We start from the raw sequence: 10,496 nt of genomic DNA on the forward strand, positions 1-10,496 counted from the left end.
GACAAATACTGTTCGCTTAATTGAACGTTTTACCCGCCCACAATTTGGCATCAATGGCCAATTGCTCAATCCGGCCCGGCACGTTGTCCATTGGCAAGGCGTTGGCGTCCTGGGTCCAGTCCACCATGGATCCGGGATAGAGCTTGACGTTCTTTTGTCCCAGCACTTCGGACATGGCAAACCAATTGGTGGCTGCCCAATGCCCGGTGTTGCAGAACGACACCGTTTCCTGGGCCGGATTCAGCGGGCTGGACGCAGCAACCTGGCGTGCTTGATCGGTTGCTGCAAAGCTTGATGTCCCCGGGGTGAACCATTTGCCATTGTCCAGGTGGACCGCTCCTTGCAGGGTGCCGGGCAATTTGGCGCTGGCATGGCGGGTTTGACCCAGGAAAAATGCGGCTGGGCGGGCATCAACCAGCGTCGCATCACCCGACTTGATGTGCTGGACCAGGTCTTCCTTGGTGGCGATCAGGGATGCATCAATCTTGGGTGAAAAACTGCTGGCTGCAACCTTGACAGCTTGGGTGCCTTGCGGCAGCCCGGCTTGTGCCCAGGCTTTGACACCGCCGTTGAGAATCGACAATTCCTTCAATCCCAGAACCTTCAGGGTCCAGTAAACGCGGGCCGAACCACCAAAATCGGTGGTGTCAGCACCGCTTGACACCACCACGGCGTGGCTGGCAGGCGTCAGACCCAGGCTTTGCACCAAGGCGGTGAGTTTGGGTAGGGCCGGTAATTCGCCCGGGTTGTTGGCTGGGCCGCGCCACTGGCCATAAGGCGCGTTGACAGCGCCAGCTATATGTCCGGCAGCGTAAGACTGGGGGTCACGAATATCGATTACCCGAACTGTTGTGTCCTGCAGGCGGCTCTGAAGCTCGCTCGGGCTAAGCAAAGGTTGCGCTGCGCTGGCCGCGGCAGACAGCGTCAGGCTGGTGAGGAGGGCAAGAAATAGTTTCATCGCAATTTTGATGTAGGTTAAGTTGGATCGAATTATGGAGAATATCCATAAGCAATGGAAGTACACTTTTTCAATTTGCTTATTTCTATTTGGAATAAAAGACTGTCTTGTCTGTTGTCGTGACTTTGGCAATGTCAGGCCGTCCATCCTGAGGGTCGGCTGTCAATGCGGGACAATCGCCTGATTTGCCGTGATCCAAAATGGCAGCTTGCCTCGTATTTGCTGCCATCAACATACCGTCCATTCCTTGTCCATCGAATCCATTCTGCAAGAGGTTTTTGGCTACCCGAGCTTTCGTGGGCCGCAGCAAGACATCATCAGCCATGTGGTGGCCGGTGGTGACGCGCTGGTGCTGATGCCTACCGGCGGCGGCAAAAGTCTGTGCTACCAGATCCCGGCGATCGCGCGAAAGCAGGCCGGGCAGGGCGTTTCCATCGTGGTGTCGCCGCTGATTGCGCTGATGCACGACCAGGTGGGTGCATTGCACGAGGCCGGCGTCAATGCGGCTTTCCTGAACTCCACGCTGAGCAGCGAGGAGGCCTACCAGACCGAGCAGCGGCTGCTGCGCGGTGAAATTACATTGCTTTATGCGGCGCCCGAGCGGGTGACCACGCCGCGCTTTCTGGCGCAACTCGATACGCTGTTCGAACGCGGCCAGCTGAGCCTGTTTGCCATTGACGAAGCGCATTGCGTGAGCCAGTGGGGCCACGATTTCCGCCCCGAGTACCGTGCGCTCACCGTGCTGCACGAGCGTTATGCGGGGGTGCCGCGCATGGCGCTCACCGCCACCGCCGACGCGCTGACCCGTGCCGACATCGTGGAGCGTCTGCAGCTGGAAGCGGCGGCCCAATTCGTCAGCAGCTTTGACCGGCCCAATATCCGCTACACCATCGTGGAGAAAAAGGACGCCAGCACCCAGTTGTTGCGTTTTATCGAGCGCGAACATCCGGGCGAGGCCGGGGTGGTGTACTGCCAGTCGCGCAAGCGGGTCGAAGAGGTGGCGGCCCTGCTGGCGCAAACCGGCATCCATGCCTTGCCTTACCACGCCGGGCTCGACTACCGGGTGCGCCAGGCCAACCAGAACCAGTTTCTGCGCAGCGAAGGGGTGGTGATGGTGGCCACCATTGCCTTTGGCATGGGCATCGACAAGCCCGACGTGCGTTTTGTCGCGCACCTCGATATGCCGAAAAACATTGAAGGGTATTACCAGGAAACCGGCCGCGCCGGGCGCGATGGCATGGCCGCCGATGCCTGGATGTGCTACGGCCTGCAGGACGTGGTCAACCAGCGTCGCATGATCGACGAAAGCCCGGCCGAAGAAGATTTCAAACAGGTCATGCGCGGCAAGCTCGACGCCCTGCTGGGCTTGGCCGAGGCCACCGATTGCCGCCGTGTGCGCCTGCTGCGCTACTTTGGTGAGGAAAGCCGTGAATGCCACAACTGCGACAACTGCCTGCAGCCGCCGGAGGTCTGGGACGCGACCGACGCCGCGCGCAAGCTGCTTTCCACCGTGTACCGGCTGCAGCAAACCAGTGGCGTTTCGTTCGGGGCCGGCCACACTCTGGACATCGTGCGCGGCAAACGGACCGAAAAAGTGGTGCAGCGCGGGCACGAAACTGTCAGCACCTTTGGTCTGGGCGCCGATTACAGCGAAAGCCAGTTGCGCGCCGTGATGCGCCAGTTGATTGCTGTCGGTGCCTTGCAGGTCTTCACCAGCGAGGGCTTCAGCACCCTGCACCTCACGGAAGCGTCGCGCGCCGTGCTGCGCGGCGAAGTACCGGTGCGCCTGCGTGAATCCACCCACCAGCGCCCCGAAAAACGCAGCCGCAGCCGCACCGCGCCGGCGCCGGTGGCGGCCAACCTGGGCCAGGACGCCATGGTGCGTTTCATCAACCTCAAGTCCTGGCGCGCCGAGGTGGCGAAAGCGCACAACCTGCCCGCCTACGTGATTTTTCACGATGCCACACTGGCGGCGATTGCCGAGCGCGCGCCCCGGTCGCTGGCGGATCTGCAGCACATCAGCGGCCTGGGCACGCGCAAGCTGGAAGCCTATGGCGAGGCGGTGCTGGCGGTGATCACGGGTACCTCGCCAGCGCTGACCGCAGGGTAAAGCCGCATCTTTGCTACACTGTTTGCATGTTCTTGCATCAAATTCAGATCACAGGTTGCAGCGACCGGGGAGCTTGGCCCTGGCGTACCTGCGCTGCGCCCCCAGCTTTGTCCTGACGCCCCTCATTGCATCATCTGCGGGGGTGTCGGCATGCTTCTTGACTGTTCAGCCCCTCCTTAGAAAGATGCTCCCGTGATTTCCGAACCTGAATTCAATGCTTTAAGCGCCCAGGGCTTCAACCGCATTCCGGTGGTGGCGCAAGCCTTTGCCGACCTGGAAACGCCGCTCTCGCTTTACCTCAAACTGGCCAACAATGCGCCCTTCAGCTTCTTGCTCGAATCGGTGGTGGGCGGCGAACGTTTCGGCCGTTACAGCTTCATTGGCCTGCCCGCGCGCACCTTCCTGCGCGCCAGTGACTTTGGCGCCGCGGCACGCACCGAGGTGGTGACCGATGGCGTGGTGGTGGAAACCTCCCGTGCCAATCCGCTCGACTTCATTGCCGATTACCAAAAGCGCTTCAAGGTCGCGTTGCAGCCCGGCATGCCGCGCTTTTGCGGTGGACTGGCGGGTTACTTTGGTTATGACGCCGTACGCTACATCGAGAAAAAGCTGCAGGCTTCGTGCCCGCCTGACGCGCTGGGATGCCCTGACATTTTGCTGCTGCAGTGCGAGGAACTCGCCGTCATCGACAACCTGTCGGGCAAGCTCTACCTGATGGTCTATGCTGACCCGGCCCAGCCGCAAGCCTACCAGCGTGCCACCGAGCGGCTGGCGCAACTCAAGGAGCGCCTGAACCAACCGGTGCGCGCGCCGCAGGTGCTGGCCAGTGCGGGCGAGCCGGCGGTGCGTGACTTTGCCAAGGCCGACTACATCGCTGCCGTGGAGCGCGCCAAGGAACTGATTGCCGGTGGTGACTTCATGCAGGTGCAGGTGGGCCAGCGCATTAAAAAGCCCTACAGCCAGTCGCCGCTGAGCCTGTACCGTGCGCTGCGCTCGCTCAATCCGAGCCCCTACATGTATTACTACAACTTCAGCGGTGCCACGGCAGATGGGTCCGACTTTCATGTGGTGGGTGCCAGCCCCGAAATCCTGGTGCGCCAGGAGCAGGTCACGCAGGATGGCCAGGCCGTGCAAAAAATCACCATCCGTCCACTCGCCGGCACCCGTCCGCGCGGCACCACGCCCGAGGCAGACAAGGCCGCCGAGGTGGAACTCATCAACGACCCCAAGGAGCGCGCCGAGCATGTGATGCTGATCGACCTGGCGCGCAACGACATCGGCCGCATTGCCAAAATTGGCAGCGTCAAGGTGACCGACGCCTTTTGCGTCGAGCGCTACAGCCATGTGATGCACATCGTCAGCAACGTCGAAGGCACCCTGCTCGAGGGCATGACCAGCATGGACGTGCTCAAGGCCACCTTCCCGGCCGGTACGCTCACGGGCGCGCCCAAGGTGCACGCCATGGAGCTGATTGACCAGCTGGAGCCGACCAAGCGCGGCCTGTATGGCGGCGCCTGCGGCTACCTGAGCTACGCGGGTGACATGGACGTCGCCATTGCCATCCGCACCGGCATCATCAAGGACCAGATGCTTTATGTGCAGGCCGCCGCCGGTGTGGTGGCCGACAGCGTGCCCGAGATGGAGTGGCGCGAGACCGAAGCCAAGGCGCGGGCGTTGCTCAGGGCTGCTGAATTGGTGGAAGAAGGGCTGGAGTAAGACATGAAAAAAATCAAATTACTGATGGTCGACAACTACGACAGCTTCACCTACAACATCGTCCAGTACCTGGGCGAGTTGGGTGCAGAGGTCAGCGTGGCACGCAACGACGAAATCACCCTGGCCGACATGGATGCGCGCCTGGCTGCTGGGGACCTGGACCGGCTGGTTATTTCCCCTGGCCCTTGCTCGCCCGCCGAGGCCGGCATTTCGGTGGCTGCCATCCGGCACTTTGCCGGCAAGCTGCCCATCTTGGGCGTGTGCCTGGGTCATCAGGCGATTGGTGCTGCCTTTGGCGGCAAGATCATCCGGGCGCAGCAGCTGATGCACGGCAAGACCAGTGTGATTACCACCACGCAAGAGGGCGTGTTTGCCGGACTGCCCACGCAGTTCACGGTGAACCGCTACCACTCGCTGTCGATCGAGCGCGTCAGCTGTCCGGCCTGCCTGAAGGTGACGGCCTGGACCGATGACGGCGAAATCATGGGCATCCAGCACACCAGCCTCGACATCGAAGGTGTGCAGTTTCATCCCGAGAGCATCCTGACCGAACACGGACACGCCATCCTGGCGAACTTCTTGAAACCTCGTGGGGTATACCATGCGTAAAACCGTTGATCTTCGCAGCGACACCGTCACGCAACCGACACCGGCCATGCGTGAGGCCATGCTGGCCGCACCACTCGGCGACGACGTCTTTGGCGACGACCCCAGCGTCAACGCACTGCAGGCGCGCATTGCCGACATCACCGGCAAAGAAGCGGCATTGTTCATGCCCACGGGCACGCAAAGCAACCTGTGTGCCCTGATGGCCCATTGCGAGCGCGGCGACGAGTACATCGTCGGCCAGCTTGCCCACACCTACCGTTTTGAGGGCGGTGGCGCGGCGGTGCTGGGCAGCATCCAGCCACAGCCGCTGACGCAAGGTACGACCGGCGAAATGCAGCTGGCTGACATCGGCGCTGCGATCAAACCCGACGACATCCACTTTGCCCGCACCCGCCTGCTGTGCCTGGAAAACACCTGGAACGGCCACCCGATGACGCTCGCCTACCTGGCGCAAGCAACCGGCCTGGCCCGCGAACGTGGCCTGGCCACCCACCTGGACGGCGCACGCCTGTTCAATGCCGCGGTCGTCACCCCCGAAGCGGGCGCCAGTGCCCATGCCGCGGCGCGGCACATTGCCGGCTATTTCGACAGCGTTTCGGTGTGCTTCAGCAAGGGCTTGGGCGCGCCGGTCGGCTCGGCGCTGTGCGGCTCGCGTGCCCTGATTGCCCGTGCGCTGCGCTGGCGCAAGATGCTGGGCGGCGGCATGCGCCAGTCGGGCGTACTGGCCGCCGCGGCTTCTTACGCGCTGGACCACCATGTTGATCGTTTGGCGCACGACCATGCGCTGGCGCAGCGGCTGGCCCGGGGTCTGGCGGGCATCGACGCCCTGACGGTGCGCTCGGCACAGACCAACATCGTGTTTGTCGATGTCACCGGGGGCCATGGGCCGGCCTTGCTGGCGTACCTGGCGCAGCAGGGCGTGCTGGCCACCGGCCTGATCGGCCTGCGTTTTGTCACCCATCTGGACGTGGACGAGGCGGGCATCGACCATGCCCTGGCCTGCATTCACCAGTTTTTCAATGACCAGCCCGGCGCCACCGCGCGTGCGCCGGTCACCGGCACGGCTGTGTATTGAACCCCTTGATGCCATGCCTGATACCCCCCAATTGCTGATGTTCATCGTGGCCGGCTGGCTGCTCAACCTGACACCCGGACCGGATGTGCTGTTCATCGTGAACCATGCCCTCAAAAGCGGCGTGCGCGCCGGCATGGTGGCGGCGCTGGGAATTGTCAGTGGCTGCTTTGTGCACGTGTTCGCCGCGGCCCTGGGTGTCGGCGCTTTACTGGCCACTTCGGCCATGGCGTTCACCGTGCTCAAGTGGGTTGGTGCCGCCTACCTGACGTGGATGGGCCTGCGCCTGCTGTTGTCGCGCCGGGGTGCTAGCGGCATCGTGCCCGCACAGCCGGTGCCGGAACAGGCGGCCGTTGACCTGTCTCGCATCTACCTGCGTGGCTTTCTGACCAATGTCCTCAATCCCAAAGTGGCCTTGTTCTTTCTGGCCTTCGTGCCGCAGTTCATCGCCCCCGGCGCCACCGACAAGGTGACTGCCTTTTTGCTGCTGGGCCTGCTGTTCAACCTGAACTCGCTGCCGATCAATTTTGGCTACGCCTGGCTCGCCGGATGGGCGGCCAACCGGGTGCAGGTGGTGCAGCACACCCTGCACTGGCTGGACCGCGTTGCCGGTACCCTGTTCATCGGTTTTGGCCTCAAGCTGGCCATGTCCGACAATCCCGCCCACTGAGTTTTCCAGAGATCACCATGCCCCATACCCTCAAGATTACCCCGCAGGAAGCGCTGTTGCGCACCATTGAGCACCGCGAGATCTTTCACGACGAGATGCTGCACATCATGCGCCAGATCATGGCCGGCGAATGGTCGCCGGTGATGCTGGCCGCATTCATCACCGGCCTGCGCGTCAAAAAGGAAACCATTGGCGAAATCACGGCGGCGGCGCAGGTGATGCGAGAGTTCTCCACCAAGGTCCATGTGGCCAACACCACGCACCTGGTCGACATTGTGGGCACCGGCGGCGATGGCGCCTACACCTTCAATATTTCGACCTGTGCCATGTTTGTGGCCGCGGCAGCGGGTGCCAAGGTCAGCAAGCACGGTGGCCGCAGCGTTAGCAGCAAGAGCGGCAGCGCCGATGTGATGGAGTCGCTTGGGGTCAACATCAACCTCAAGCCCGAGGCGATTGCGCAGTGTATTGAACAGGTCGGCGTCGGCTTCATGTTTGCGCCCAACCACCACCCGGCGATGAAAAACGTGGCACCGGTGCGCCGGGAAATGGGTGTCAAGACCGTGTTCAACCTGCTCGGGCCGCTGACCAATCCGGCCGGGGCGCCGAATATTTTGATGGGTGTGTTCCACCCCGACCTGGTCGGCATTCAGGTGCGCGCGCTGGAGCGCCTGGGCGCCGAACATGCGCTGGTGGTTTATGGCATGGATGGCCTCGACGAGGTGAGTCTGGGGGCTGCCACGATGGTGGGCGAGCTCAAGAATGGCAAGGTGACCGAGTACGAAATCCACCCGGAAGACTTCGGCATGGCGATGGCCAGTACGCGCGCCTTCAAGGTCGAGACGCCAGAGCAGTCGCGCGCCATGTTGCTGGGGGTGCTGGACAACGTGGACGGTCCGGCCAAGGAGATTGTGGTGCTCAACGCCGGTGTGGCGCTCTATGCCGCCAATGTGGCCGACTCAATCCAGGACGGCATCAACAAGGCGCGTGCCGCCCTTGAATCCGGCGCCGCCAAGGCCAAGCTGGAAGTCCTGGTCACCACCGCCCATGCCCTGAGCGCGGCCCGACATGCGCTTGCTTGATACCGACGGGGCTTGGCTTGCCATTGGTGTCTCGGTGCTGTTTATCGTCGCGGGGCTGGTGCTGCACCGCGTGTTCGTCAACGTTTTAAAAAAAGGCTCGCAGGAGCCAAGCCAACATGACTGATATTCTGGACAAAATTGTTGCGGTCAAGCGTGAAGAAGTCGCTGCCGCCCTGAAGCGCAAGTCGCTCGCCGCGATGCGCTTTGATGCCGAGAGCCGGGTGCTGACGCGTGACTTTACCGGCGCCCTGCGCGCCAAAATTGCCGCCGGCCAGCCCGCCGTGATTGCCGAAATCAAGAAAGCCAGCCCGTCCAAAGGCGTGCTGCGGACGGACTTCATTCCTGCCGACATTGCCCAAAGTTATGCCGAATATGGCGCAGCCTGCCTGTCGGTGTTGACCGATGCACCATTTTTCCAGGGCTGCATCGATTACCTCAAGCAGGCGCGGGCCTCCTGCCAACTGCCGGTGCTGCGCAAGGATTTCATGGTGGACGCGTACCAGATCTACGAGTCGCGCGCTTGTGGGGCGGATGCTGTTTTGCTGATCGCTGCCTGCCTTGACGACGCGCAAATGAAGGACTTCGAGCAGATTGCCCGCAGCCTCGACATGGCGGTGCTGGTCGAGGTGCACGACGCGGCAGAACTGGCGCGCGTCCTCCAGCTCAAAACGCCGCTGATCGGCGTCAACAACCGCAACCTCAAGACCTTCGAGGTCTCGCTCGACACCACCCTGAGCCTGATGCGCGACATTCCGGCTGACCGGCTGCTGGTGTGCGAAAGCGGCATCCATAGCCGTGACGACGTGCTGCGCATGGGCGCTGCGGGGGTCAATGCCTTTCTGGTGGGCGAGGCCTTCATGCGCGCCGACGAGCCAGGTGAGGCACTGGCTGCGCTGTTTGGGTGACCGCCATGTCGCCCAGTCAATTGGCATCTGCCAACCCCGGGGACTGGCCGGTCGCAGCGGGCTGGCAAGTCCTGGTCGATCGTTTTTTTGAATCACAGGCGGGCGTCCAGCTGCTGACATTTTTGCGCCAGCGTCTGGCTGCGGGCGCTGTCATTTTTCCGCCACAACCCTTGCGTGCGCTTGAATTGACGGCGCCGGAATCGGTTCGGGTGGTGATTTTGGGGCAGGACCCCTACCATGGCCGCGGCCAGGCCGAAGGTCTGGCTTTTTCGGTGGCGCCAGGCGTGGCCTTGCCACCGTCCTTGCGCAATATTTTCAAGGAATTACAGCGCGACCTCGGCGAGCCCGTGCCACCGTTTCCCAGCCCGGGGGGCAGTCTGGTGCGCTGGGCGCGCCACGGCGTGTTGCTGCTCAACACCTGTTTGACCGTCGAGGAAGGGCGGCCTGCCAGCCATGCTGGAAAAGGTTGGGAGGTGTTGACCGATGCGATCATCAAGGATGTCTCCGATCACTCGGACCATGTGGTTTTTATGCTCTGGGGTAACCATGCCCAAAGCAAACGCAAGCTGATCGATGCTTCGCGTCACCTGATCCTGTGCGCCAATCACCCCTCGCCCTTGTCGGCATTGCGGCCACCGCTTCCATTTCTGGGGTGTGGACATTTCTCGCAGGCCAGGACCTGGCGTGACCGGCATCCAAAATAGCCCTTGTGTCGGTTTGCAAAATGGCGGTTTTGTTGCCAGGAGGCGGAAAAATACACAAAGAGTCGTGATGAAGTCAAACTTAATGGCATAATCCGGGGTTCACCGTGGAGAGGTGGCCGAGTGGTTAATGGCAGCAGACTGTAAATCTGCCCTCTTACGAGTACGCTGGTTCGAATCCAGCCCTCTCCACCAGTGTTAGAGATTGAATGTGGCACTGAAGCGCAGGCGCTGACGGGTTGACGGGTTCAGCTTCAAGGCGGGAGTAGTTCAATGGTAGAACCCTAGCCTTCCAAGCTAATGACGCGGGTTCGATTCCCGTCTCCCGCTCCAGTGTGCACAATGCAGGTACATCGCCCATTTGGCTCAGTGGCAGAGCACTCCCTTGGTAAGGGAGAGGTCCCGGGTCCGATTCCCGGAATGGGCACCATTAATTTGGTGTTGTTGGATGTTGAGGTGTATTGCATCGGCTCAGGTTTAGGGTTGATGCTGTTTTTTTAATTTGACGGTCTTATTTTCGGAGTCTGAAAATGGCAAAAGAAAAATTCACACGAACCAAGCCCCACGTCAACGTGGGCACCATCGGTCACGTTGACCATGGCAAAACCACGCTGACGGCGGCCATCACCACCGTGCTGGCAGCCAAATTTGGCGGTGCGGCCAAGGCCTACGACCA

11 protein-coding genes and 3 tRNA genes are annotated in these 10,496 nt (G+C 61.7%); 13 read left to right on the forward strand and 1 reads right to left on the reverse strand.

The window, feature by feature from the left end; translation table 11 throughout:
- Positions 1 to 16: 16 nt before the first annotated feature.
- A complete protein-coding gene (locus tag NDJ10_RS12085) occupies positions 17 to 958 on the reverse strand; it encodes a rhodanese-like domain-containing protein (RefSeq protein ID WP_296162530.1) in 942 nt (313 codons plus the stop codon).
- Positions 959 to 1,205: 247 nt separating this feature from the next.
- On the opposite strand from NDJ10_RS12085, the gene recQ reads away from it, so the two are divergent.
- The 13 genes from recQ to NDJ10_RS12150 form a co-directional block, all read left to right on the forward strand.
- The gene (gene recQ / locus NDJ10_RS12090; protein ID WP_296162532.1) at positions 1,206 to 3,068 is read left to right on the forward strand and encodes a DNA helicase RecQ; all 1,863 of its coding nucleotides are present in this window, start codon (positions 1,206 to 1,208) and stop codon (positions 3,066 to 3,068) included.
- A gap of 192 nt (positions 3,069 to 3,260) precedes the next feature.
- The gene (locus tag NDJ10_RS12095; RefSeq protein ID WP_296162534.1) at positions 3,261 to 4,784 is read left to right on the forward strand and encodes a chorismate-binding protein; all 1,524 of its coding nucleotides are present in this window, start codon (positions 3,261 to 3,263) and stop codon (positions 4,782 to 4,784) included.
- Between the two features lie 3 nt (positions 4,785 to 4,787).
- Positions 4,788 to 5,393, forward strand: a complete 606-nt coding sequence (locus NDJ10_RS12100; RefSeq protein WP_296162536.1) for an aminodeoxychorismate/anthranilate synthase component II — start codon at positions 4,788 to 4,790, stop codon at positions 5,391 to 5,393.
- Positions 5,386 to 6,468: a low-specificity L-threonine aldolase gene (gene ltaE, locus NDJ10_RS12105; RefSeq protein ID WP_296162538.1), complete on the forward strand. Its 1,083-nt coding sequence runs from the start codon at positions 5,386 to 5,388 to the stop codon at positions 6,466 to 6,468. The genes NDJ10_RS12100 and ltaE overlap by 8 nt, the downstream gene beginning before the upstream one ends.
- A 13-nt stretch (positions 6,469 to 6,481) precedes the next feature.
- Entirely contained in the window at positions 6,482 to 7,135 is a 654-nt protein-coding gene (locus tag NDJ10_RS12110) for a LysE family translocator (RefSeq protein ID WP_296162539.1), read from the forward strand.
- A 17-nt stretch (positions 7,136 to 7,152) separates the two neighbouring features.
- Positions 7,153 to 8,214, forward strand: a complete 1,062-nt coding sequence (trpD, locus tag NDJ10_RS12115; RefSeq protein WP_296162541.1) for an anthranilate phosphoribosyltransferase — start codon at positions 7,153 to 7,155, stop codon at positions 8,212 to 8,214.
- A complete protein-coding gene (locus tag NDJ10_RS12120; RefSeq protein ID WP_296162543.1) occupies positions 8,201 to 8,338 on the forward strand; it encodes a hypothetical protein in 138 nt (45 codons plus the stop codon). Before trpD ends, NDJ10_RS12120 begins: the two co-directional genes overlap by 14 nt.
- Positions 8,331 to 9,119 (forward strand): indole-3-glycerol phosphate synthase TrpC, encoded by a 789-nt coding sequence (gene trpC / locus NDJ10_RS12125; protein WP_296162545.1) that lies wholly within the window; start codon positions 8,331 to 8,333, stop codon positions 9,117 to 9,119. Before NDJ10_RS12120 ends, trpC begins: the two co-directional genes overlap by 8 nt.
- A gap of 5 nt (positions 9,120 to 9,124) precedes the next feature.
- Entirely contained in the window at positions 9,125 to 9,823 is a 699-nt protein-coding gene (locus tag NDJ10_RS12130; RefSeq protein ID WP_296162548.1) for a uracil-DNA glycosylase, read from the forward strand.
- A 106-nt stretch (positions 9,824 to 9,929) separates the two neighbouring features.
- Positions 9,930 to 10,015, forward strand: a tRNA-Tyr gene (locus NDJ10_RS12135).
- A 64-nt stretch (positions 10,016 to 10,079) separates the two neighbouring features.
- Positions 10,080 to 10,153: transfer RNA gene (locus tag NDJ10_RS12140), tRNA-Gly, on the forward strand.
- Positions 10,154 to 10,175: 22 nt separating this feature from the next.
- Positions 10,176 to 10,250 (forward strand) — tRNA-Thr (locus NDJ10_RS12145).
- A 100-nt stretch (positions 10,251 to 10,350) separates the two neighbouring features.
- A partial coding sequence (locus NDJ10_RS12150; protein ID WP_296162561.1) for a GTP-binding protein occupies positions 10,351 to 10,496 on the forward strand: 146 nt, incomplete at its 3' end.

The organism is Rhodoferax sp., assembly GCF_023700745.1.
GTDB lineage: Bacteria > Pseudomonadota > Gammaproteobacteria > Burkholderiales > Burkholderiaceae_C > Rhodoferax.

Excerpts from the sequence above, each read along its gene's own strand:
- NDJ10_RS12085 (WP_296162530.1), bottom strand. The coding sequence starts at position 958 with ATGAAACTATTTCTTGCCCTCCTCACCAGCCTGACGCTGTCTGCCGCG.
- NDJ10_RS12100 (WP_296162536.1), top strand. The coding sequence starts at position 4,788 with ATGAAAAAAATCAAATTACTGATGGTCGACAACTACGACAGCTTCACC.
- ltaE (WP_296162538.1), top strand. The coding sequence starts at position 5,386 with ATGCGTAAAACCGTTGATCTTCGCAGCGACACCGTCACGCAACCGACA.
- NDJ10_RS12110 (WP_296162539.1), top strand. The coding sequence starts at position 6,482 with ATGCCTGATACCCCCCAATTGCTGATGTTCATCGTGGCCGGCTGGCTG.
- trpD (WP_296162541.1), top strand. The coding sequence starts at position 7,153 with ATGCCCCATACCCTCAAGATTACCCCGCAGGAAGCGCTGTTGCGCACC.
- NDJ10_RS12120 (WP_296162543.1), top strand. The coding sequence starts at position 8,201 with ATGCGCTTGCTTGATACCGACGGGGCTTGGCTTGCCATTGGTGTCTCG.
- trpC (WP_296162545.1), top strand. The coding sequence starts at position 8,331 with ATGACTGATATTCTGGACAAAATTGTTGCGGTCAAGCGTGAAGAAGTC.
- NDJ10_RS12130 (WP_296162548.1), top strand. The coding sequence starts at position 9,125 with ATGTCGCCCAGTCAATTGGCATCTGCCAACCCCGGGGACTGGCCGGTC.